This window comes from Kitasatospora sp. NPDC018619 (assembly GCF_044391605.1).
Lineage (GTDB): Bacteria > Actinomycetota > Actinomycetes > Streptomycetales > Streptomycetaceae > Kitasatospora.
On record NZ_JBISAI010000004.1, the window covers coordinates 130,022 to 153,581 of the forward strand.

General features: G+C 75.2%; 18 protein-coding genes and 1 pseudogene. 4 read left to right on the forward strand and 15 right to left on the reverse strand.

Translation table 11 applies throughout. The features are described 5' to 3' along the window. Positions 1–36: 36 nt before the first annotated feature. Both ACH5AR_RS07815 and ACH5AR_RS07820 read right to left on the reverse strand, forming a co-directional pair. Positions 37–1,434, reverse strand: a complete 1,398-nt coding sequence (locus ACH5AR_RS07815; RefSeq protein WP_396300476.1) for a nitrate/nitrite transporter — start codon at positions 1,432–1,434, stop codon at positions 37–39. A gap of 181 nt (positions 1,435–1,615) precedes the next feature. After that, entirely contained in the window at positions 1,616–2,848 is a 1,233-nt protein-coding gene (locus ACH5AR_RS07820) for a M64 family metallopeptidase (RefSeq protein WP_396300477.1), read from the reverse strand. A gap of 684 nt (positions 2,849–3,532) precedes the next feature. On the opposite strand from ACH5AR_RS07820, the gene ACH5AR_RS07825 reads away from it, so the two are divergent. Further along, the gene (locus tag ACH5AR_RS07825) at positions 3,533–4,447 is read left to right on the forward strand and encodes an LPXTG cell wall anchor domain-containing protein (protein ID WP_396300478.1); all 915 of its coding nucleotides are present in this window, start codon (positions 3,533–3,535) and stop codon (positions 4,445–4,447) included. A gap of 81 nt (positions 4,448–4,528) precedes the next feature. Here the strand turns inward: ACH5AR_RS07825 and ACH5AR_RS07830 are convergent, their stop codons facing one another. Genes ACH5AR_RS07830 through pdhA form a run of 3 tightly spaced genes read right to left on the reverse strand, consistent with a single transcriptional unit; the run spans position 4,529 to position 8,094 of the window. Then, entirely contained in the window at positions 4,529–5,950 is a 1,422-nt protein-coding gene (locus tag ACH5AR_RS07830) for a dihydrolipoamide acetyltransferase family protein (RefSeq protein WP_396300479.1), read from the reverse strand. 15 nt (positions 5,951–5,965) lie between these two features. Next, entirely contained in the window at positions 5,966–6,940 is a 975-nt protein-coding gene (locus tag ACH5AR_RS07835; protein WP_396300480.1) for an alpha-ketoacid dehydrogenase subunit beta, read from the reverse strand. Continuing rightward, positions 6,940–8,094, reverse strand: coding sequence for a pyruvate dehydrogenase (acetyl-transferring) E1 component subunit alpha (pdhA, locus tag ACH5AR_RS07840; protein WP_396300481.1), 1,155 nt, complete (start codon positions 8,092–8,094; stop codon positions 6,940–6,942). The genes ACH5AR_RS07835 and pdhA overlap by 1 nt, the downstream gene beginning before the upstream one ends. A gap of 426 nt (positions 8,095–8,520) precedes the next feature. Here pdhA and ACH5AR_RS07845 point away from each other — a divergent pair, with 426 nt between their 5' ends. After that, positions 8,521–9,180, forward strand: coding sequence for a response regulator (locus tag ACH5AR_RS07845; protein WP_396300482.1), 660 nt, complete (start codon positions 8,521–8,523; stop codon positions 9,178–9,180). 66 nt (positions 9,181–9,246) lie between these two features. Further along, the gene (locus tag ACH5AR_RS07850) at positions 9,247–10,341 is read left to right on the forward strand and encodes a phosphotransferase (RefSeq protein ID WP_396300483.1); all 1,095 of its coding nucleotides are present in this window, start codon (positions 9,247–9,249) and stop codon (positions 10,339–10,341) included. Between the two features lie 37 nt (positions 10,342–10,378). Here the strand turns inward: ACH5AR_RS07850 and ACH5AR_RS07855 are convergent, their stop codons facing one another. From ACH5AR_RS07855 to ACH5AR_RS07900, 10 genes and pseudogenes are all read right to left on the reverse strand, one after another. Continuing rightward, complete coding sequence (locus ACH5AR_RS07855) at positions 10,379–12,076, reverse strand: protein kinase (RefSeq protein ID WP_396300484.1); 1,698 nt, start codon at positions 12,074–12,076, stop codon at positions 10,379–10,381. 112 nt (positions 12,077–12,188) lie between these two features. Beyond that, positions 12,189–13,604 (reverse strand): protein kinase, encoded by a 1,416-nt coding sequence (locus ACH5AR_RS07860; RefSeq protein ID WP_396300485.1) that lies wholly within the window; start codon positions 13,602–13,604, stop codon positions 12,189–12,191. A 301-nt stretch (positions 13,605–13,905) separates the two neighbouring features. Continuing rightward, positions 13,906–14,520, reverse strand: a complete 615-nt coding sequence (locus ACH5AR_RS07865; protein ID WP_396300486.1) for a bacterial proteasome activator family protein — start codon at positions 14,518–14,520, stop codon at positions 13,906–13,908. Positions 14,521–14,716: 196 nt separating this feature from the next. Beyond that, positions 14,717–15,523 (reverse strand): hypothetical protein, encoded by an 807-nt coding sequence (locus tag ACH5AR_RS07870; protein WP_396300487.1) that lies wholly within the window; start codon positions 15,521–15,523, stop codon positions 14,717–14,719. A 155-nt stretch (positions 15,524–15,678) separates the two neighbouring features. After that, on the reverse strand, positions 15,679–16,656 hold the full coding sequence (locus ACH5AR_RS07875; RefSeq protein ID WP_396300488.1) for an NAD(P)H-quinone oxidoreductase: 978 nt from the start codon (positions 16,654–16,656) through the stop codon (positions 15,679–15,681). 96 nt (positions 16,657–16,752) lie between these two features. Next, complete coding sequence (locus ACH5AR_RS07880; RefSeq protein ID WP_396300726.1) at positions 16,753–17,793, reverse strand: potassium channel family protein; 1,041 nt, start codon at positions 17,791–17,793, stop codon at positions 16,753–16,755. A 17-nt stretch (positions 17,794–17,810) separates the two neighbouring features. Next, positions 17,811–19,019, reverse strand: coding sequence for a molybdopterin molybdotransferase MoeA (locus tag ACH5AR_RS07885; protein WP_396300489.1), 1,209 nt, complete (start codon positions 19,017–19,019; stop codon positions 17,811–17,813). Further along, positions 19,016–19,960, reverse strand: a pseudogene (locus ACH5AR_RS07890) (NTP transferase domain-containing protein). The gene ACH5AR_RS07885 and the pseudogene ACH5AR_RS07890 overlap by 4 nt, the downstream one beginning before the upstream one ends. 16 nt (positions 19,961–19,976) lie before the next feature. Next, positions 19,977–21,035, reverse strand: coding sequence for an MBL fold metallo-hydrolase (locus ACH5AR_RS07895; protein WP_396300490.1), 1,059 nt, complete (start codon positions 21,033–21,035; stop codon positions 19,977–19,979). 213 nt (positions 21,036–21,248) lie between these two features. Then, positions 21,249–22,016 carry a polyprenol monophosphomannose synthase gene (locus ACH5AR_RS07900; RefSeq protein WP_396300491.1) on the reverse strand — a complete coding sequence of 256 codons (768 nt, stop codon included), beginning with the start codon at positions 22,014–22,016 and terminating at the stop codon, positions 21,249–21,251. 336 nt (positions 22,017–22,352) lie between these two features. On the opposite strand from ACH5AR_RS07900, the gene manA reads away from it, so the two are divergent. Next, a complete protein-coding gene (gene manA / locus ACH5AR_RS07905; RefSeq protein ID WP_396300492.1) occupies positions 22,353–23,558 on the forward strand; it encodes a mannose-6-phosphate isomerase, class I in 1,206 nt (401 codons plus the stop codon). The last annotated feature ends 2 nt before the right edge of the window (positions 23,559–23,560 follow it).

Here is a 23,560-nt window from a genome sequence, read left to right on the forward strand (position 1 = left end):
CGGAGCCCGCGAGCCCGGGGCCGGCGGGCTCCGGGCTCAGCCCGCCTGCGCCGCGACCTTCCGGCGCAGCCGCAGGATCATCGCCGTGCCCACCGCCAGCGGGACGTACTGCCAGCAGAACGCCCAGCGGAAGGCGGTGGCCGAGTACGCGCCGGCCCCGGCCGGGGAGAGCGCGTCCAGCAGCACCCCGATGCCGAACAGGGTGATCATCGTGCCGATGAAGCCGCCCATGTTGACGATCCCGGAGGCGGTGCCGAGCCGCTGCGCGGGGTTGCGGGCGCGCGCGTAGTCGAGGCCGACCAGCGAGGCCGGGCCGTTGCTGCCCATCACCAGGATGATCCCGACCAGCAGCCAGGTCGGCGGGTGGCCGCCGGGCCAGGCCAGCACCAGCGCCCAGCCGAGCGCGGTGGTCGCGATGACGGTCAGCACGATCGGCATCCTGGCCCGCGCCGAGGCGGAGAGCAGCCGGCCGAAGAGGAAGCCGAAGCTCATGTTGCTGAGCACCAGGAGGGTCAGCAGCCCGCCCGCCCCGCCTCGGGTCATCCCCTGCGCCTGCACCAGGTAGGGCAGGCCCCAGAGCAGGCCGAAGGCGTTGCCGGGGAACTGGGTGGTGAAGTGGATCCACAGCCCGAGCCGGGTGCCCGGCTCCCGCCAGCAGGCGAGGACCTGGCGGCCGACCTTCGGCCGGGCGCCGTCCGCGCCGTCCGTGCCGTCCGTCCCGGTCGCGCCGTCCGTCCCTCCCGGCCCGGGCCGGAGGGCGGCCTCCCCGTGCGGCGGCGCGTCCCGGAGGAAGACGGCGACCAGCGCGAACACCGCCACGCCCAGCAGCGCGATCGCGGTGAAGGTCGGCGTCCAGCCCTCGCTGTGCAGCGCCCGGGCGAGCACCACGGTGGTGACCAGGTTGCCGCCCATCCCGGCCAGGCCGGTCAGCTGGGCGACGAACGGGTTCCGGGCCGCCGGGAACCACCGGGCGGCGATCCGCAGCACGCTGATGAAGGTCATCGCGTCGCCGCAGCCGAGCACCGCCCGGGAGGCCAGCGCGGGGCCGAAGGAGGAGCTGAACGCGAAGGCCAGCTGGCCGGTGCTCAGCAGCAGCACGCCGAGCAGCAGCACCCGGCGCGGCCCGAACCGGTCGACCAGCAGGCCCACCGGGATCTGCATGGCCGCGTAGACCAGCACCTGGAGGATCGAGAAGGTGGAGAGCGCCGAGGCACCGATGCCGAAGCGGTCGGCGGCGTCCAGTCCGGCCACGCCCAGGCTGGTGCGGTGGATGACGGCCAGGATGTAGACGCTGACGCCGACGGACCAGGCCAGCCAGGCCGCGCGGCCGCCGGGCGGCTCGGGCGCGGACCGGGGCCGGGCCGGGGGCTCGGCGGTGGATCGGGGAGCGGGGACGGACAGGGACGGGGCTGAACGAGCGGGCTCCACGGTCATAGTCCGACCAGATTAGTCATCCTATGATCCGACGCCCAGATCCGGTCCTGCTCCGGCCTGATCCGGCCTGACCGAGGCCTGATCGGGGCCTGATCGGGGGCCCGACCGGGGCCTGATCGGGGGGTGCGGATCCGGGAGCGGTCCTGGTGCGGATCCGGGCGGTCCGGCGGCCGGTCCGGCCTCAGCCGGTCAGCGTCCAGGACACCGAACGGGTCATGTAGCGCTCCCGGAAGGCCTCGTCCCGCACCCAGTCGGTGGTGTCCCGGACGGTCGCCGTCACGGTGGCCGTCCGGCCCGGGGCCAGTTCCAGCGCCGCGGTGTCCAGCCAGGAGCCGTCCGGGGACTGCGGCACCACCGGGACGCCGTCCACCTTCCACTCCACGCTCAGCCGGCGCGGGCCGGTCAGCGGCAGCGGCCGGACGTCCAGCCGGGGCCGCCCGGACACCTCGCCGGGGGCCGGCACCGGGGCGTCCGTCGGCCGGACCCTGCGGTACAGCTCCTCGATGATCGCCTCCCGCGAGGGGAGGTTGTACGCGCTGCCCAGGGTGCGCATCACCGAGTCCGGGGTGGGCCGGTAGAGGCCGTTGGCACTGCGGTACGCCCCGATCACCCCGGCGCCGTCCGGGGACTCGGCGCCCAGCCAGCGCCACCACTTGGTCTGCTTCCGACGCATCTCGTCGGCGTTGACGGTGGCGAGGTTCGGGTAGTCGGCGTCGTCCGGGGCACTGTCGTACTCGTCGCCGAGGTCCCCCACGGTGTGCCCGATCTCGTGCTGGATGATCCGCCCGGCGTCCGGGCTGCCGCCCGCCAGGGTGGTCACCCCGGTGCCGCCGGCCCCGCCGTACTCGGTGGAGTTGGCCAGGGCTATCAGGTACTGCGGCCCGGCGCCCGTCCCCGCGTACCGGGCGGTGGCGGCCTCGTCGGCGCAGAGCAGCCGGGCGGTGCCCTCGCACCAGAAGTGCATGCCCAGCGGGGTGGTGGGCCGGTGGCCGCGGCTCCCGGACTCGGCGATCCCGGAGACCGGGGAGACCACCTCGACCCGGCGGATGTTGAAGAAGCCCTGGTAGGTGCGGAACGGCTCGATGTCCATCAGCGCGTGCCACGCCCGGTCGGCCTGCCGCCGGAAGAGGTCCTGCTCGCCGGCCGTGTAGCCGTCGCCCAGCAGCACCAGGGTGATCCGGTTGGCCGGGTCCCCGGTGCGGCGTATGTCGACGGTCGGGGCGGCCGCGGATATCCGCTGGTCGGCGCGGAGGGCGGTGTGCGGGGGCACCGCGCGGTCGGCCGGGGCCCCCGCCCCGATCACGCCGAACGGCGAGGGGCCGAACAGCTCCAGGCCGGCCGGGAGGGCGGCGGCGGACACCAGCACGAGTGCGGCCAGACTCCGGACGAGACGGCCAGGGTTGCCAGGCGGCATGCGGTGCGTCCTCCGGGGTCCGGGCACCCGGCGTCGCCCGGGTGGGGGAGCGGAGACGTACCCGGGCGGCCGGGACTCCCCTGTCCGGCCGCGAAAAAGTCACCGACCTGGCCGAACGATCCGTACTTTCCGGATCATTCAGGTCATACCAACCATCACTCGGAAGGCCTCCGAGGCCCGCCGGGGGAACCCCGAAAAGTTTTTTGGATCCGCCTGCAACCCCCGCCGGGGACGCGCGTCTATACGGATGAAGGCACGGAGAGCGAGACCGGCGGAGCCGGGGGGCGCTTCCACTCACGCGGAGCGGAGCCGGCCGTCTTCACCCACTCACACCACCAGCACGACCTCCCTGGGGACCTACGCCATGCGCACGTCCGTTATTAACCGTTTTGCGAAGAATGGCCGCTCGCTCTCCGGCCGCCGCGCCCTCGGAGCCGGCGTCCTGGTCGCCGTGCGCCGGCTGCGCCACCAGCGCTGACCCCGCCCGCGGGGCCGGACCGCCGAGGCCCCCGGACAGCCCGAAAAACTTCTTCGAATCCGCCTGCAACCCCCGCCGGGGATGCGCGTCCATACCAGTGAAGGCACGAGACCGGCAGAGCCCGGGGGGCTCCCGCCCGACAGGAGCGGGGCCGGCCGTCTTCACCTCCACACACCGTTCGCCCATGACCATTGGGGAGTCACGTCATGCGCCTGTCCGTTATCAACCGTTTCGCGAAGAACGACCGCGTGGGCTCCGGCCGCCGCCGCCTCGCCACCCTCGCCGCGACCGCCGTCCTCGTCGGCGGCGTGCAGCTGCTCGCCACCGACACCGCCTGGGCCTGCGGCGCCCCGGACGACGCACCCGTCACCGCTCCGGCGAAGCCCTCCGCCGCGGACGAGCAGGACCGGTCCGTCGAGCTGCACGGCCAGGGCGCCACCAGCGCGTTCCTCAAGGCCCCCGCCGCGATCACGGCCGGCGGCCCCGCGGTGGAGTTCAGCGTGCGGTTCTCCAACAGGACGGGCGCCGACTACCACCGGATCTTCCCCGGCATCTCGGTCTTCAACACGAAGGGCGCCACCCCGAAGCCCTCCCAGGTCACCGCCGAGGTCATGTCGAACGGCAGCTGGAAGCGCGTGACGTTGCGCAACGGCTGCGACCCGGCGGTCGGGGGCACCGTCCCGTCCCTGGGCGCGCCGCTCGCCGACGGCCGCTCTGTCGACTACCGCTTCCGGCTCGCGCTCTCCGCCGACGTCGCCAAGGGCATCGACGGGCTCCAGGTCACCGTCGCACCGAACGAGGGCCGGGGCGCCAGCACCGAGGTCGCGGTGGTGCACCCGGCGGCGCCCGCCAAGCCGACCGTCCCGGCCAAGCCCAAGCCCACGCCGACCAAGGAGGCCAAGGAGGCCGAGCCCGCCGCCGAGAAGGCCGCCGGGACCGGCAAGGCCGAGGGCACCGCCCCGACCGCCGCCCCGGCCACCACCGCACCCGCCGGCACCCCCGAACTCGCCCAGACCGGCTCCTCCGGCACCAACACCTTCCTCGCCCTCGGCTCCGGGCTGTTCCTGGCCCTCGGAGCCGGCGTCCTGGTCGCCGTGCGCCGACTCCGTCCCCAGCGGTAGTCGGACGGGCGGTCACAGCGGAAGGGGCCTTCCCCCGCACGATGGTGCGGGGGAAGGCCCCTTCTGCGGCCCCCGGGGCCGTCAGCCCCAGGTGATCAGGCGCTTCGGGCGCTCCAGCAGCGCGGCCACGTCGGCCAGCACCTTGGAGCCCAGCTCCCCGTCCACCAGGCGGTGGTCGAAGGAGAGCGCGAGCGTGGTCACCTGACGCGGGACCACCTTGCCCTTGTGCACCCACGGCAGCTCCCGGACCGCGCCGAAGGCCAGGATGGCGGCCTCGCCCGGGTTGAGGATCGGAGTGCCGGTGTCGACGCCGAAGACGCCGACGTTGGTGATGGTGATCGTGCCGCCCTGCATGTCGGCCGGCGGGGTCTTGCCCTGACGGGCGGTCTCGACCAGCTCGCCGAGCGAGGCGGCCAGGCCCGCGAGGGTCTTGGACCCGGCGTCCTTGATGTTCGGGACGATCAGGCCGCGCGGGGTGGCCGCGGCGATGCCGAGGTTCACCTGGCCCTTGAGGACGATCTCCTGGGCCGCCTCGTCCCACTGCGCGTTGATCTCCGGGTGCCGCTTGATCGCGGTGACCAGCGCCTTGGCGACGATCAGCAGCGGGCTGACCCGGACGTCCCGGCCCAGCTCGCCGCTCTCCTTGAGCCGGCGGACGAACTTCATCGTGCGGGTCACGTCGACCTGCACGAACTCGGTCACGTGCGGGGCGGTGAAGGCCGAGGCCACCATCGCCTGCGCGGTCGCCTTGCGGACCCCCTTGACCGGCACCCGGACGTCGCCCGCGGCGGACACCGGCGCCGGCAGCACGGCCGGCTCGGCGGCGGTCTCGACCGCCGGGGCGGCCGGGGCGGCCTGGGCGGCGGCGTGGGCGTGCACGTCCTCGCGGGTGATCACGCCGTCCCGGCCGGTCGGGGTGACGGCGCGCAGGTCCACGCCGAGGTCCTTGGCCAGCTTGCGCACCGGCGGCTTGGCCAACGGCCGCTCCCCGCCGGCCGCTTCGACGGCCGGAGTCGGGGCCGGGGCCGGGGCCGCAGCCGCCGGGGCCTCCGGGGCCGCGGCCGGAGCGGGCCTGGTCGCGGCGACCTTGGTGGTGGTCGTCCGCCGGGCCCGGCGCTGGGCGGCGCCGGTGCGCGGGCCGTACCCGACCAGCACCTCGCGCCGCTCGGGCTCGGCCTCCGCGGCAGCCGCCGGAGCCGCGGCCTCGGCGGGGGCGGGGGTGGCCGGAGCCTCGGCCCCCGCCGCCCCGGCCACCGCGACCGAGATGATCACGGTGCCGACGTCGACCGTCGCGCCCTCGGGGAAGTGCAGCCGCTCGACCACCCCGTTGAACGGGATCGGCAGCTCCACCGCCGCCTTGGCGGTCTCCACCTCGCAGACGACCTGCCCGTCGGTGACGGTGTCACCCGGCTTGACGTACCAGCTGAGGATCTCGGCCTCGGTGAGGCCCTCGCCCACGTCGGGCATCTTGAACTCGCGGAGCGAGCGAACTTCGGTGGTCATCTTCGCTCCCCGTGATCAGTACGCGAGCGCGCGGTCGACGGCGTCGAGCACGCGGTCCAGGTCGGGCAGGAAAGCCTCCTCGACCCGGGACGGCGGATACGGCGCGTGGTAGCCGCCGACCCGCAGGACCGGTGCCTCCAGGTGGTAGAAGCACTTCTCGGTGAGCCGGGCGGCCAGCTCGGCGCCCATGCCCAGGAAGACCGGCGCCTCGTGCACCACGACGGCCCGACCGGTGCGCTTGACCGACTCCTCCAGGGCGGCGAAGTCCACCGGGGAGAGCGAGCGCAGGTCGACGACCTCCAGCCGGCGGCCGTCCTCCTCGGCGGCCGCGGCGGCCTCCAGGCAGACCTTGACCATCGGGCCGTACGCGATCAGCGTCGCGTCGGTGCCGGGCCGGACGATCCGGGCGTCGTGCAGGCCCAGGTCGGCGGCGTCGCCGACCTCGCCCTTGTCCCAGTAGCGGCGCTTGGGCTCCAGGAAGATCACCGGGTCGTCGGACTCGATCGACTGCCGCAGCATCCAGTGCGCGTCGTGCGCGCTGGCCGGGGTGACCACCCGCAGGCCGGCGGTGTGCGCGAAGTACGCCTCGTGCGACTCGCTGTGGTGCTCGACCGCGCCGATGCCACCCGCGTAGGGGATGCGCACGGTGACCGGCAGCTTGACGTGGCCCAGCGCCCGGGCGTGCATCTTGGCCAGCTGGGAGACGATCTGGTCGAAGGCCGGGTAGACGAAGCCGTCGAACTGGATCTCCACGACGGGGCGGTAGCCGCGCAGCGCCAGGCCGATCGCGGTGCCCATGATGCCGGACTCGGCGAGCGGGGTGTCGATCACCCGGTCCTCGCCGAAGTCCTTCTGGAGGCCGTCGGTGATCCGGAAGACGCCGCCGAGCTTGCCGATGTCCTCGCCCATCAGGACAGTCTTCGGGTCGTTCTCCAGCGACTTGCGCAGCGCTCCGTTCAGCGCCTTGGCGATGCTCAGCTGACCGGCCATCAGTGGGTCTCCCCCGCCTCGAAGGAGGCCGCGTACTCGACGTACTCGGCCCGTTCCTCATCGACCAGCGCGTGCGGCTCGCTGTACACGTGGTCGAAGATCAGGGTCGGGTCCGGGTCCGGCATGCTGCGCACGCCCTCGCGCACCCGCAGCCCCAGCTGCTCGCTCTCGGCGTCGACGGCGGCGAAGAACTCCTCGTCGGCCAGGCCCTCCTTCTCCAGGAGGGCGCGGAGCCGGGTGATCGGGTCCTTGGCCTTCCAGGCCTCGGTCTCCTCGGCGTGCCGGTAGCGGGTGGGGTCGTCGGAGGTGGTGTGGGCGCCCATCCGGTAGGTGAACGCCTCGATCAGGACCGGGCCGTTGCCGCTGCGGGCGTGGTCGAGCGCCCAGCGGGTGACCGCGAGGCAGGCCAGCACGTCGTTGCCGTCGACCCGGACGCCCGGGAAGCCGAAGCCGGAGGCGCGGCGGTACAGCGGGATCCTGGTCTGGGTGGTGGTGGGCTCGGAGATCGCCCACTGGTTGTTCTGGCAGAAGAAGACCACCGGCGAGTTGTAGACCGAGGCGAAGGTGAAGGCCTCGTTGACGTCGCCCTGGCTGGAGGCGCCGTCGCCGAAGTACGCGATCACCGCGTCGTCGGCGCCGTCCTTGCTGATGCCCATCGCGTACCCGGTGGCGTGCAGGGCCTGCGCGCCGATCACGATGGTGTACAGGTGGAAGTTCTTCTCGTTCGGGTCCCAACCGCCGTGGTTCACGCCGCGGAACATGCCGAGCAGGTTCAGCGGGTCGACGTCGCGGCACCAGGCCACGCCGTGCTCGCGGTAGGTGGGGAAGGCGTAGTCGCCGGGGCGCATGGCCCGGCCGGAGCCGACCTGGGCGGCCTCCTGGCCGAGCAGCGAGGCCCACAGGCCGAGCTCGCCCTGGCGCTGCAGCGCGGTGGCCTCGCCGTCGAACCGGCGCACCAGCACCAGGTCGCGGTAGAGGGCGCGCAGCTCCTCGGGAGTGGTGGTGAGGGGGTAGTCCGGGTGCTCGACCCGCTCGCCTTCCGGCGTGAGCAGCTGGACGAGCTCCGGCTGGGCGTCCTTGCCCGTGGCACGGAGGGTGTCAGGGACGCCGGGGGCCGCCTTCTTGCGAGCCCTCGCCGTGCTTTTGACGGTCACGTTCACTCCTCGGTCTGTCCGGCCGCCCGGGGTCGCCGGTGACCGGTCCGGTCACCGCCTCGCGGGGCGCGCGTGGGTGTGCGCTCCCACTGCGGGGCAGGTGGTGATCCTGTTCCGACGGCGTCCCTCACGAGAACGTTACCCAGCGTCCGCCCTCGACGCGCTTGCGCTAGGACGTCCTACTTGTTCAGGGCCTACAACCCCGAGGGTGCCGCGTTCGGCTCGCCGTCGAAAGGGTGGGGGTGACGGCCGGCGTGACGCAGCTCTCAATTCGAGCGCCTTCAGGACACCAGCGCACGTTATCCGGGCGGACGCCCGTACGTAAGGGGGTTCTCGGTATCGGTTTCGGACGGTCCCGGCCGGATCGCGGGGGTGGGGAGATGTGAGTGACAGGTCTTTCGTACGGTGATATGGGAGGCTTTGGACGTGACTGATAACGGACGAATCAGGGTGTTCCTGCTCGACGACCACGAGGTCGTCCGGCGGGGCGTGCACGACCTGCTCTCGGTCGAGGACGACATCGAGGTGGTCGGCGAGGCCGGCACCGCCGCCGAGGCGCTCACCCGGATCCCGGCGGTCCACCCGGACGTGGCGGTGCTCGACGTCCGGCTGCCGGACGGCAACGGCGTCGAGGTCTGCCGCGAGGTCCGGTCCAGGCTGCCGGAGATCAAGTGCCTGATGCTGACCTCGTTCTCGGACGACGAAGCGCTGTTCGACTCGATCATGGCCGGCGCCTCCGGCTACGTGCTGAAGGCGATCCGCGGCACCGACCTGATCACCGCCGTCCGGGACGTCGCGGCCGGCCGCTCGCTGCTCGACCCGGTCGCCACCAGCAGGGTGCTCGCCCGGCTGCGCGACGGCGGCGAGAAGGAGGACGAGCGGCTCGCCCAGCTCACCAAGCAGGAGCGGCGGATCCTCGACCTGATCGGCGAGGGGATGACCAACCGTCAGATCGGCAACGAGTTGCACCTGGCCGAGAAGACGGTGAAGAACTACGTCTCCAGTCTGCTCGCCAAGATGGGCATGGAGCGGCGCACCCAGGCAGCCGCCTTCGTGGCGCGGCACCAGGCCGACCACCAGTACTGACCCGGCGGCTTTCACAGAACTGACGGTTTGTCAAGGGCCCCCGCAAGAAGGCCATAACCTCTGCACGTGACTTTCAGCCAGACCCTCGCCTGCGCCCCGGCCCGCCCCGATCCCTCCGCACCGCCGATGGGGACCCTCAGTCCACCCGTACCGAGGGAGGCGCTCGCCGAGGTCCTGGCCCGCTACCGGGTGGGCCGGCTGCTGACCGCCGAACCCGTCGCCGAGGGCCTGCTGAACCGGGGGTACCTGGTCACCACCGAGGCCGGTCCGTACTTCCTGAAGTGCTACGTCGACTCCGCCACCGCCAGCCGTCCGAAGATCCTCGCCCACCACCGCGCGATGGCCGCGCTGCACACCCTCGGACTGCCCGTCGCACCCCCGCTGGCCTGCGCCGGACGGTCCGGGACGGTGGCCGCCTGGGGCGGCCGGATGTTCGCGCTGTTCCCCTGGGTCGACGGCCGGCACCGGCACGGCGACGAGCTCGACCCCGCGCAGTGCGACGCGCTCGGCGCGCTGCTCGGCCAGCTGCACGGCGCACTCGACGACGTGTGCGCCCCACTCGAACAACCGGCCGGCTACGCCAGCGCCGACCCCGTGGACAGCGCCGGACTCGCCCGCGAGCTGCGGCGCCGCGCCCGGGAGCACCACCCGGCCGGGGACCTGGACGCCCTGGTGGTGGAACGGCTCACGGAACGGCTGGAACTGCTCGCCGAGCACGCCGGGCGCCGCCCCGCTCCGGAGGCCGCCCCGCCCACCGGCTGGACCCACGGCGACTTCCACGGCCTGAACCTGCTGTGGGACACCCGCGGCGGCCGGGTGGCGGCCGTCCTGGACTGGGACAAGCTCGGCCCGCAGCCGCGCGCCGAGGAGGCCGTACGGGCCGCCACGCTGCTCTTCAACGACCGGGCCTCCGGCGTGCTCGACCTGGTGCGGGTCCGCCGCTACTCGCAGGCCTACCGGGCCTCCGGCGCCGCCACCGCCGAACACCTGGCCGCCGCCGTCCACCGGGTCTGGTGGGAGCGGCTGAACGACTTCTGGATGCTCCAGTGGCGCTACCAGCGGGCCGACCACCGGGCGGACGCGCTCTACCCCGCCTCGGCCGGCCAGCTGGCGTGGTGGTGCCAGGAGTACGAGCAGGTCCTGGACGCCTTCGCCAACTGACCGAGCCGGGGCGGCTGCGTAGGGCCGCGCCGGGCGGCTACGGGACGACCGGGACCGTCGTCTTGGTGTCCGGCGGCGGCTTCGTCGCGCCCCCGGTGGGGCCGGAGGTCGCCGGCGGCGCCGTCGAGGCCGGCGCCGTCGTGGCCGGCGCCGTCCCGGTCGAGCTGCGGGTGGGCGTCGGGGTGGGCGTCGGGGCCGACGTGTGCCTGGACGGGCCCGGCGAGGGCGACATGTTGGTGCCGTTGTTCCAGCTGCCGGTGCCGTTGGTGCCGTTGGGGTCGCTCGGCTGCTGCGTCTTCCGGCCGCCGGAGGACGACGGCGGCGGGGTCGTCACCCCGCCGCTCTGGGACGGCGCGACGGTCTCGGTGCTGGTGACCGCCGGGGGCTGCGTCGGGGGCACCGAGTGGTCGGGCTTGTCGCCGCCGCTGAACGCGAACGCGATGCCCGCGCCGGCCGCGACCACCACGGCGATCGCACCGGCCACCCAGGCCCACGGCCCGCGCCGGCGCCCCTGGCCGTGGCCGTCGCCGTCCTCACCCTGCCCGTCGCCCCCGTACCCGCCGGGCGCAGCCGGGTAGGCGGTGTGCGCGCCGCCCGTCGGGTACGGCAGCACGGAGGTCTGGTCGCCCGGGCGCACGGCGCCGAAGGCCGCGGTGGCCGCGGTCTGGTCCGGCCGCAGCACCTGGGTCGCGCCGGTGTCGCCCGCGCCGGCCCAGGCGGCCCCGCCCGCGCCGTGCATCTCGCGCAGCGCGTGCTGGACGTGGGCGCGGAACTCGTCGGCGTCCTGGAAGCGGTCGTCCGGGTTCTTGGCGAGCGAGCGCAGCACCAGCGGGTCGAGGCCGGTCGGCACCCGGCCGTTGGCCTGCGAGGGCGGCACCGGCGGGTCCTGGACGTGCTGGTAGACCACCGACAGCGGGGTGTCGCCGGTGAACGGCGGGCGCAGCGTGAGCAGTTCGTAGAGCATGCAGCCGGCCGCGTACAGGTCCGAGCGGTGGTCGACCGGCTTGCCGAGCGCCTGCTCGGGCGACAGGTACTGCGGGGTGCCCATGACCATGCCGGTCTGGGTCATCGTGGTGGCCCCGCCGGTCAGCGCCCGGGCGATGCCGAAGTCCATCACCTTGACCGCGCCGGTGTTGGTGATGATCACGTTGGCGGGCTTGATGTCGCGGTGGACGATGCCGCTGCGGTGGCTGTAGGCGAGCGCCTCCAGCACCCCGGCGATGATGATCAGCGCCTGGTCGACCGGCGGCGCCTCCTCGTCCGCCAGCAGCTCGCGGACGGTGCGGCCCTCGACCAGCTCCATCACGATGTACGGCGTGGACTCGTCCCCGACGTACTCCTCGCCGGTGTCGTAGACCGCGACGATCGAATGGTGGTTGAGCGCCGCGACGGCGTGCGCCTCGCGGGTGAAGCGCAGCCGGGCGACGTCGTCCTGGGCCAGCTCGCCGCGCAGCAGCTTGACCGCCACGGTGCGCCCGAGCCGCACGTCCTCGGCGGCGAACACCTCGGCCATGCCGCCGCGCCCGAGCCGGTGGGTCAGCCGGTAGCGGCCGTCGCCGACCGTGCTGAGCGGCACGGCGGTGCCGCGGCCCGGGGTCTGCGGGCCGCCCGCGGCGACCGGCGGCAGCGCCGAGGTGGGAGCCTCGCCGCCGGGCTCGGGAATCCTCGGGCTCGCGCCGGTCCGGCCGACCGCCCGGACACCCGCGTCGTCGTCCGGCTGCTGCGTCTGTGCCATCGCTCCTCGCCCCGGGCGTTCGCTCGGATCGCGGTGCCCTGTCGCTTACGTATCCCCGAACGCTACCGCTTCCGGCGGACGACCGTGGCACCCCCGAACCGGCCGGAAACCGTCAGAGCAGGCCATTGCGGTCGGCGGGGGCGTCGAGGACCAGCACGGCTGCGGGGCTCTGTGCGTGGCCGAACTTTCCGCCGGTCTTCTCGTTCGCCTTGTTGACCACGATCGCGATGATGATGCCCGCGAGCACCAGCACGCCGACGATGATGCCGATCACGACCACGGCCGTCGAGCAGCCGCCGCCGGCCGCCTTCGGCTGCTGGTACGGCGGCACCGGCCGCGGCGGCGGGGTGTGCGCCTGCGGCGCCCCCTGCTGGAGGAACTGCGGGTGGGGCGTGTGCGGCGCCTGGTAGGCGGGCGGCGGGGTCTGGTAGGCCGGCGGCGGGGTCCGGTACTGCGCCTGCGGGGCCTGCGGCTGCGGGGTCTGGTAGGCGGGCGGCGGCGTCCGGTACTGCGGCTGCGCGCCGCCCTGCTGGGGGTACTGCGGCGCGGGCGTCTGCGGGGCCTGCGGAGCGGCGTGCACCGCGCGCGGGCCCTCGTTGATCACCAGCGGGGTGCTGGCCTGGAGCTTGTGCCCGCTGCCGCCGCCCTTGGCGGCCGCGATCAGCCGCTCCGCCTCGTCCCGCATCTCCGCGGCGCTCTGGAACCGGTGCGCCGGGTCCTTGCGCAGCGCCCGGGCGACGAAGGCGTCCACCTCGGGGGTGATCGCGCGGTTGAGGGTGGAGGGGGCCGGCGGCTCCTCCTGGACGTGCTTGTAGGCGATCGAGAACGCCGAGTCCCCGTCGAAGACCAGCTGCCCGGTGACCATCTCGAAGAGCATCACGCCGACCGAGTAGAGGTCGGAGCGGGCGTCCACCGGCTTGCCGAGCGCCTGCTCGGGCGAGAGGTACTGGGGGGTGCCGACCACCATGCCGGTCTGGGTCATCGACGTGACGCCCGATTCCAGCGCCCGGGCGATGCCGAAGTCCATGACCTTGACGTTGCCCTTGCGGTCGAACATGACGTTGCCGGGCTTGATGTCGCGGTGCACCAGGCCCATGTCGTGCGAGGCCTCCAGCGCGTTCAGCACGCCGACGGTGACCTTCAGGGCCTCCTCGGCCGGCATCGCGCCGTACTGGCCGACCGCCTCGTTGATCGCGTCCCGCAGGCCCTTGCCGTCGATCAGCTGCATGACGATGTACGGCGTGCTGGAGCCGTCCGGGGCGACGTCCTCGCCGCTGTCGTACACCGTGACGATGTTGGGGTGCTCCAGCCGGGCCACCGCCTGGGCCTCGCGGCGGAACCGCTCCTTGAACGAGTCGTCCCGGCCCAGCTCGCTGTGCATGCTCTTCAGCGCGACCTGCCGGTCCAGCACGCGGTCGTGGGCCAGGTGCACGGAGGCCATGCCGCCCTCGCCCAGCAGCCGCTGCAGCACGTAGCGCCCGTTGCCCAGGGAGAAGCCCTCGACCGCCGCGTTGCCCTGCTCGCTCATGGTCCTCTGCTCCCCCTCGGCGCGGGCGTGCTCGCCGCAGCCTGACGTTCGGTCTCGTCCGTGCGTGGTGGGCCCGGCCCGCTGGCCTGGCGGACCCCTGCCGCGGCGGTTCCACCGGCGGCGACAGGGGCCAGGGTATCGGCTCGCGCCGACGGTGATCGGTCCAGGGCCGCGGGCCGTCGTCCCCCGGTCCCGGCGGCCCGGCCCGGGACGGGCCGTCCCGGTGCGTCCGGCCGGCGGCGGCCGGGCGGGACCGGACGGACCGGGCCCCGGCTACCGGCGGGTACCCCGCCGGGCGCGGCTACAGGTAGGGGCCGGAGCGGGTGCCGCGGCCCTGGCCGGGCTCGTCCTCGTCCGCCTCGCCGCTGGTCAGGCCGGGCGGCAGCGCCCGCCGCATCTGCTCCAGCTGGGCCCGCGCCGCCATCTGCTGCGCGAACAGGGCGGTCTGGATGCCGTGGAACAGGCCCTCCAGCCAGCCGACCAGCTGGGCCTGGGCGATCCGCAGCTCGGCCTCGGTCGGGATGGTGTCGTCGGTGAACGGCAGCGACAGCCGCTCCAGCTCGGCGACCAGCTCCGGAGCCAGCCCCAGTTCGAGCTCCTTGATCGAGCTCGCGTGGATGTCCTTCAGCCGGACCCGGCTCGCCTCGTCGAGAGGCGCCGCCCGGACCTCTTCCAGCAGCTGCTTGATCATGCTGCCGATGCGCATCACCTTGGCCGGCTGCTCGACCATCTCGGTCACCGGGAGCTCACGCGGTGCGTCGCCCTCGTCGTCCCCGTCCCCGGCCGCACCGGCGAACCCCTGGCCGACGGGCAGCCCGTCCGGTCCGACGATCAGCACCTTCTGGCCGTCCTGCGACTGCCCGCCGGCGGCCCGGAAGGGCTCCTGCGACGGGCGCTCGTTCATCGGATTCGTCATGAACAACATTCTCTCTCACTGGGGTTGGTCGGGCGGAAGCCCCCGGTGTCCCGCCGTCCTGCGCCACCTGTGACGACGGTACGCCCCCGGGCCCCGCGCCGGTATCCGTACGGGTACTCAGTTCCCGCGCGGCGCCCGGCCGCGCGGCCGGGCGCCGCCCCTCCGTCCTCGCCGCCCTCAGCCCTCGCAGCGGCCCTCAGCCCTTGCGCAGCCGCACGCCGACCAGGCCCAGGCCGCAGCCGATCAGCCCCAGGCCGACGCCGAGCGGGAGCTGGGTGGTGGAGGCGTCCTGCCAGCGGGCGGGGAAGACCGTGGGCACGCCGGCGACGGCCGCCACCGGCTGTCCGGCGACGGCCGCGGCAGGGTCGGGGGCGGTCCGGTCCGGGGCGGCGTCGCCAGGGGTCTGCCCCTCGGCGGTGTCCGGCTCCGGCTGCGGCTGCTCGGCCTCGCTGCCCTGCTCGGGAGCCTGGTCGGCGGCCTGCTCCGGCGCCTGCTCGGCAACCTGCTCCGGTGCCTGCTCGGGGGTCTGGTCCGGTGCCTGCTCGGCAACCTGCTCGGGGGCCTGCTCCGGTGCCTGGTCCGGCGCCTGGTCCGGGGCGGCCTCGGAGCGCTCGGGCGCCGAGGCCGGGCGGTGCCGGTGCCCCGGCGGGAGACCGCCGCCCGGGTGCGGACGCGGCCCCGGCCGGCGCGGTGGCAGGGCCCTCGGCCCGTCCGCGGCCCGGTCCGCGTCCTGGTCTGCGCCCGGCTCGATGCCCGGCTCGGCGCCCGGCCCGCCCGGATCCGCCTGCGGCGGGGGGAAGGCCGTGGGCAGCGAGAGCACCCCCGGCACGGGCAGGGCCGCCGCCGGGGCGGCGGCCAGCGGGAGCGCGAGCCCCAGCACGGCCGCCGCGACCAGCCGGCGGCCGCGGCCCGGGCAGCGCGGGGAGGTACCGCGGGCGGGAGTTCGACGGTGGTGCTTCGTCACGGGCAGCGGCCCGAGGGATGCGTACGGTGATGCGGCCACGGTCGGAGTCCTTCCGACGGCCGACGGCGCCCGGGGGCGGGATCGGCGGCGGGACTGCTCCGGACCAGATTCGCACGGCCCGACCGCTACGGCACGTCGGGCCGCCCGTGCCCCTGCGCCCCGGCCCCCGGCCCCGCCACCGGGCGCCGCCCCGCTCAGACCCGCAGCACGACCTTCCCGACCTGCTCCCCGCGCTCCAGCACCCGGTGCGCCTCGGCCACCTCGGCCAGCGGCAGCACCCGGTCCACCACCGGCCTGACCACCCCGGACTCGACCAGCGGCCACACGTGCTCCCGCACCGCCGCGACGATCGCCGCCTTCTCCGCCAGCGGCCGCCCGCGCAGGTTGGTGGCGATCACCGCCCCGCGCTTGCGCAGCAGCGTGTTGAGGTCGAGCTCGCCCTTCACCCCGCCCTGGAGTCCGATGATCACCAGCCGCCCGTTGACCGCCAGCACGTCCACGTTCCGCTGGAGGTACTTGGCGCCCATGATGTCCAGCACCACGTCCGCCCCGGCCCCGCCGGTGGCCTCCCGGACCACCTCCACGAAGTCCTGCTCGCGGTAGTCGACCAGGATGTCCGCGCCCAGCTCGGCGCAGCGCGCCAGCTTCTCCGGGCCGCCCGCGGTGACGGCGACCCGGGCCCCGACCGCCTTGGCCAGCTGGATCGCCATCGTCCCGATCCCGCTCGCGCCACCGTGCAGCAGCACCGTCTCCCCGGGCCGCAGGTGCGCGGTGAGGAAGACGTTGGACCACACCGTGCAGGCGACCTCGGGCAGCGCCGCGGCCTGCTCGGCGGACAGCCCCGCGGGCAGCGGCAGCAGCTGCCCGGTCGGCACCGCGACCCGCTGCGCGTAGCCGCCGCCGGCCAGCAGCGCGCACACCTCGTCGCCGACCGCCCAGCCGGAGACCCCGGGGCCGAGCGCGACGATCCGCCCGGCGCACTCCAGCCCCGGGTAGGGCGAGGCGCCGGGCGGCGGGTTGTAGGAGCCCTGCCGCTGGAGCAGGTCGGCCCGGTTGACGGCGGTGGCCGCCACCTCGACCAGGACCTCGCCCTCGGCGGGCACCGGGTCGGGCACCTCGGCCCAGACCAGTGCCTCGGGGCCGCCGGGTACGGGAATCGTCATCGCATGCATGCCCCGAACCTACTGCGGGCCGGGGCCGTCCGACGGCGCGACGCGGGCGATCGGCACGGCGCCGGCGTACGGCCCCCGCCGGGCAGCCGGTACGGCTCAACCGGCCGGCGCCGCCGTGCTGGACTTGATGACGATCACCCGGTCGGTGAGCTGGAGCACCGCGGCCTCCGGCTCGGTGTAGTTGAGCACCCGCCGGCCCCGGACCACCGCGACCACCAGGTCCGCGCACTCGCGCGGGCTGTGCCCGGCCTCGGCCCGGGTGACCGGCCGCTCCACCACGTCCAGCCCGTTGCCGTACGTCAGCAGGTCCTCCATGACCGCACCGGCGTGCGGGCTGAGCATCGACATCCCGAGCAGCCGCCCGGCCGAACTGGAGCTGGTCACCACCACGTCGGCGCCGCTCTGCCGCAGCAGCGGCGCGTTCTCGTCCTCCCGGACGGCGGCGACCACGGTGGCGGCCTTGTTCAGCTGCCGGGCCGTCAGGGTGATCAGCACGGCGGTGTCGTCCCGTTCCGGAGCCACCACCACCCGCGCGGCGGTGGGCAGTGCGGCGCGCACCAGGGTGTCGGTGCGGGTGGCGTCGCCGACCACCCCGACCAGTCCGTGCTGGGCGGCGTGGTCGATCACCTTGCGCTGCGGGTCGACGACGACGATCTCCTCCTTCCGCACTCCCTGTCCGAGCAGGGTGTCGACGGCGCTGCGGCCCTTCGTCCCGTAGCCGATGACGACGGTGTGCTCGCGCACGGTGGACCTCCAGCGGTTCAACCGCCATTGCAGGCGGGTCCGTTCGGTGAGCACCTCCAGGGTGGTGCCGACCAGGATGATCAGGAACACCACGCGCAGCGGGGTGATCACGAAGATGTTGGTGAGCCGGGCGGTGTCGCTGTACGGGGTGATGTCGCCGTACCCGGTGGTGGAGAGCGTCACGGTGGCGTAGTACGCCGCGTCCAGGAAGCTCACCCCGCCCCCGGCGTTGTCGTTGTAGCCGTCCCGGTCGAACCAGACGATGAACGTGGTGGCGACCAGCACGGCGAGCGCCAGCAGCAGCCGGGAGCCGACCTGCCGGACGGCGGGCTCGGCCCGGCGGGCGGGCAGCACGATCCCGGCGTCCGCCCAGGGCTCGGTGCCGGGCGCCATCGTGCGTCGGATCCGGTTCACGGCACCTCCAGCAGTTCGACCGTCTCCCCCGCCGCCGCCCCGCCGGGCGGCACCACGGCCAGCGCCTCGGCCCGGACGAGCCCGCGCAGCATCGCCGGTCCGTCGAAGGCCAGCGGCAGGACGCCCTCGGCCGCCCGCCGGACCGGCTGGAGCCGGGTGTCCGTCCGGTGCCCCGGCAGGTCGACCGCGGCCGGGGCGAGGACGGGCGCGCCGACGGTCCGTCCGCCGCGGGCGTGCAGCAGCGGCAGGACGAGGGTGACCATCCCGGCGACGGCGGCCAGCGGGTTGCCCGGCAGGCCCACCAGGTGGCGGCCGCCGGGCAGTTCGGCCAGCACCATGGGGTGCCCGGGCCGCACCGCGACGCCGTCCACCAGCAGCCGGGCCCCGGCCTCGGTGAGCGCCCGGTGCAGGAAGTCGACCGGGCCGGCGGCGGTTGCGCCGGTGGTGACCACCAGGTCGGCGGTGGAGTGCCGCAGCGCGTCCCGGAGCAGCCCGAAGTCGTCCCGGACGTAGCGGACCTCGGGCGTACCGGCCCCGGCGGCCCGCAGCCAGGGCGGCAGCAGCGGCCCCAGCGCGTCCCGCACCAGACCCGGCCCGGGCACCCCGGAGGTGAGCAACTCGTCCCCCAGCACCAGCAGTTGGACCTCCGGTCGGCCGTGGACCGGAAGCCGGTCGTGGCCGCAGGCGGCGGCCAGGCCGAGCACGGCCGACCCGACCGGCGTGCCGGCCGGCAGCAACTCCTCGCCCCGGCGGCACTCCTGGCCGCGCGGACGGACGTCCTGACCGTTGGTCAGCGGCCGAGGGCCGCGGTCGTGCAGCAGCGCGCCGTCCGTCCGCCCGTGCTCACGGCGCAGGACGGCGGTGGCACCGGGCGGCAGTTGGGCGCCGGTGGCGATCTCCACGGCGCCGCCGTCGGCCAGCGGCGCCGGCTCGGCCCGTCCGGCCAGCACCCGGCCGGCCACCCGCCACGGGCCCGGCCCGGCGACCGCCCAGCCGTCCATCGCGGAGGTGTCGAAGGCCGGCAGGTCGGTCAGTGCCCCGAGCGGCTCGGCCAGGGTGCGCCCGAGCGCCTCGGCGAGCGGGACGCAGAGCCCGGGCAGCGGGCGCAGCCCGGCCCGCCGCGCGGTCTCCCGGGCGAGCTGCCAACTCCGCGCGCGGGGAACGGCGGACGGTGCGGCCGCGCTCGGCTGTCCGACCGCGCTCACGACTCGCCCGGCCGGTCGGCGGCGCCCCAGCCCTCGGCGAGGGCCTCGGTCCGCCGGGCCGCCTCCGCGACGGCCGCCGCCCCGCCGCCCCGCTGGGCGGCCGCGTAGCCGATCAGGAAGGCGGTCAGCGGCGCGGCCGGCCGGGCCACCCCGTGCGCGACCACCCGGGCCACGTCGAGCAGGCCGTGGACGTCGACGTCCAGGTCGATGCCCAGGTCGGCCTTGACCTCGGCGATCCAGTCTTCCAGCGTGCGCTCCATGCGCCCATGCTGCCCGATCGGCGGTTTCACCGAGGTGTCCGCCCCCCGGGTGCGGGGCGCGTCGTTTCGCCCACCCGTCGGTGGCCGGCGCGGTGGGCCTCAGCTCCGGTCGCGCGCGCGGGCCCGCTCCAGGTCCTCCCAGGTGTCGCAGTCCTGGGCGACGCCGGCGGTGTCGGCCACCCGCAGCCGGGCCAGCCCGCCGACCAGCCGGCCCAGCGGCCGGCCGGCCGGATCGCCGAGGCCGGCCAGCGCGGCGCGCAGCGGGGCGGTCCGGTAGGCGGCGGCGAGCGGCTGGTCGCGGCCGCCCGCGTCGACCAGGACGGCGCACTGCCCGTCGGCCCCGGCCCGGTCGAGGGCGGCGACCAGCCGTTCCACCGTCCACCGGTCCAGGAAGGGCAGGTCGGCGGCGAGCAGCAGCACGGTGTCCGCGGTGACCAGGTCGAGCCCGGCCGCGACGGCGGCGACCGGCCCGCCACCGGGCGGCTGCTCCCTGGTCCAGCGGACGCCGGCCCGCGCGGTCGGGCGGACCGGGCCGACCACGACGGTGGTCCGGGCTCCCGCGCAGGCGGCGAGCACCCGGTCGAGCAGGGTGGTGCCGCCCACCGTCAGGCCGGGCTTGTCGGCGCCGCCCAGGCGCCGGGCGCCGCCGCCCGCCGGGACGATCGCGTCGTACGGCGTCATGCGGCCAGTATCCGCCCTACTCGGCCGCGGGCCCGCCGCCCTGCTCGGACTTCCCCTGCCCGGGCTCCCCCTGCCCGGGCCCGCCGCCCGCGGACTCGCCCGCCCCGGGCTCGCCGCCGGCCTCGCCCCGCGCCGGGGCCGAGGCCGCGCGGGCGGTGTTGGCCGCCGCGGCCAGGGCCAGGAAGGACGGCAGGGTCAGCTCCCCGTACCGCTCGTTCATGGCCGTGACCAGCGCCTCCGGGTCGTCCGGGTGCTCGGCCAGCAGCCGGTCGAAGTCCTGGAGGTACTCGCCGGTGAAGGCCAGCACCCGGGCGGCGTCGTCGCCCTGGCCCGGGGCCCGGTGGCCGGCGATCACCCGGTCCGCGCCGAGGTCGGCGATCCGGCCCAGGTTGTGGCCCCAGGTGGTGCGCTGGGCCGGGGTGGTGTCGGCGGTCCAGGGGTGGGTGCCGTTGTGGACGAAGTCCCCGGCGATCACGGTACGGATGCTCGGCACGTGGACGACCGTGGAGTCCCCGCAGTCGGCCTGGCCGAGCAGCAGCACGGGGATCACCTGGCGGTCCAGCATCAGCGGCTGCGGCAGCAGCGGGGCGGGGATCAGCGGGTGGTCCGGGATGTCGTCGCCGTACACCGGCTTCCACTGCGCGACCTTGGCGGCGACGGTGCGCCGGATGCCCTCGACCACGGCCGGGGCGGCCAGCAGCTGCGCGTCGGGGAAGAGCCGCAGCACCTCCTCGGCACCGAAGTAGTGGTCCGGGTGCTGGTGGGTGACCACCACGGCGAGCAGGCGTCTGCCCTTGCCCGCGACCCACTCGGCCAGCTCTCGCCCGGCGCTGCGGGTCAGCTGGGCGTCCACCAGGATCGCGGTCCGCTCGCCGAGGATCAGCGTGGAGGTGGCGAAGAACGCCGACTCGGGGCCGGTGAAGACGGCGACCTCCAGCGGGCGGGCCGGCTGCCCGGGCTCCGGCGGCACGGAACCCGCGGCCGGGCCGTCGGGGCCGGAGGGCGCGGCGGGGACGGCCGGCCCGTCCTGGGCACGCTCCGCGCCGGCGCTCTCCTCGGGCGGGGACGTCGTCACGGGCTGCTCCCTCTGGTCGGCGGTCGGATGTCCTGCGCCCTACAGCATGGGAGCACCGGCGGCCGATTGCGCGGAAGGCGCGCCAGGCGGGGCCCGGCTCCGACCGACGTCACACCGCGGACCGGACGGCGCCCGCCGGGGTGGCCCGGACGTGCGGGAGGGCGCGTCCACCGGCTCCGGCGGGCGGGCCCTCCCACGGGCGGGTCCGGTCGGTCAGCGCCGCGGGGCGCCGCCGCGCAGGCGGGCCAGCCGGTCGCCGACGCCCCAGGTGGTCACCCGCCACAGCGCCTCGACCACGATGTTGCGGCTCATCTTGGAGGCCCCGAGCTCGCGCTCGACGAAGGTGATCGGCACCTCGGCGACCTTGAACCCGGCCTTCACGGTGCGCCAGGCCAGGTCGACCTGGAAGCAGTACCCGGCCGAGGCGACCTCGTCCATGCCCAGGCCCAGCAGGGTCTCCTTGCGGAACGCCCGGTAGCCGCCGGTGACGTCCCGGATCGGCACGCCCAGCATCAGCCGCGAGTAGGTCGAGCCGCCGCGCGAGAGCAGCAGCCGCGACTTGGGCCAGTTCACCACCCGGCCGCCCGGCACCCAGCGCGAGCCGAGCACCAGGTCGGCGCCGCGCAGCGCGCCGAGCAGCCGGTCCAGCTCCTCGGGCTGGTGCGAGCCGTCCGCGTCCATCTCGACCAGGACGTCGTAGCCCCGGTCGATGCCCCAGCGGAAGCCCGCGAGGTAGGCGGCGCCCAGGCCCTCCTTGCCCTTGCGGTGCAGGACGTGGACCTGCCCGTCCTCGGCGGCCAGCTTGTCGGCCAGCTCACCGGTGCCGTCGGGGCTGTTGTCGTCGGCGACCAGGACGTGCGCCTCGGGGACGGCGGCACGGACCCGGCCGACGATCCGCTCGACGTTCTCCGCCTCGTTGTAGGTCGGGATGATCACCAGGACCTTGCCGAGATCAGCAAAACTCTGCTGGTTCACGGTCACGTACAAACCTCTCGGCCGATGGCGGGGGGTCTCGGAACACCGGCGCCCGCACTCTGGAACGCGGCTCCGCCGGCAACCCGCCGGGAGGACCCCGGTGGCGAACTGCGCGCAGGGCGGAGGCTACTGCGTCCTGGCATCCTACTACCGCGCCGGGAACCACCGGCCCGGCCGCGGCACTCCCACCCGGTGCCCGCCGTTTCCCCTCGGGAGACACCGGTCGGCTAGGGTCGTTTCCCTTGCCCGTGCCCGGCCTCCCGCGCCGACGGGCCCCGCCCCGGCGATCCGGACCCGGGACGTCCGGGGCCGCCCAGACAGCGAAGGAGTAGGACCGCGCGCATGGACAGGCTCGTCAACACCGTCCGCCCGTACGCCTGGGGGTCGCTCACCGCCCTGCCCGAGCTGCTCGGGCAGCGGCCGACCGGTGAGCCGCAGGCCGAGCTGTGGATGGGCGCCCACCCCGGTGCCCCGTCGCGCGCCGACCGCGGCGAGGGCCCGCGCCGGCTGGACGAGCTGATCGCGGCCGACCCGGAGGGTGAGCTGGGCGCCGCGAGCGTGGCCCGGTTCGGCCCGACCCTGCCGTTCCTCCTCAAGGTGCTGGCCGCGGGCACCCCGCTGTCCATCCAGGCCCACCCCACGCTCGACCAGGCCCGGGCCGGCTTCGCCGCCGAGAACGCCCTCGGGATCCCGCTGGACGCCCCGGAGCGCAACTACCGGGACGCCAACCACAAGCCCGAAATGGTCTGCGCGCTGGGCGAGTTCGAAGGTCTGTGCGGCTTCCGCAGCCCGGCCGGGGCGGCCCGGCTGCTGGCCGGGCTCGGGGTGCCCGGGCTCGCCCCGGTGATCGAGCCGCTGGCCGCCGGCGGGGGCACCTCCCGGCCGGAGGCCGGAGGGGAGTCCGCGGCCCTGCGCGGCGCCCTGACCGCCGCCCTCGCGCTGGACCCCGCCACCGTCCGGCAGACCGTCCGGGTGCTGGCGGGGACGGACCCGGACGGGGAGTACGCCCCGTACGCCCGGATCGCCGAGGACTTCCCGGAGGACCGCGGCGTGGTCGCCGGCATGCTGCTCAACCACGTCCGGCTGCGGGCCGGCCAGGCGCTCTACCTGGGCGCCGGGGTGCCGCACGCCTACCTGTCCGGCGTCTGCGTCGAGCTCCAGGCCAACTCCGACAACGTGCTGCGGGCCGGCCTCACCCCGAAGCACATCGACGTGCCGGAGCTGCTGGAAGTCCTGGTCTTCGAGGCCGGCTCCCCCGAGCCGCTGGAGCCCGCCGCGGTCGAGGGCACCCCGGGCGAGCAGCTCTACCCCGTCCCGATCGACGAGTTCCGGCTCTCCCGCTTCGTCCTGGACGGCGCCGAGCGCGAGGTCGACGGCCGCACCCCGCAGATCCTGCTCTGCACCGAGGGCGGCGCCCGCCTGACCGCCGCCGACGGCACCGTGCTGGACCTGGCCCGCGGCCAGTCCGCCTTCCTCCCCGCCACCGGCACCCCGACCCGCCTCGCCGGCACCGGCAGCACGCTCTTCCGCGCCACCGTCACCGTCTGACG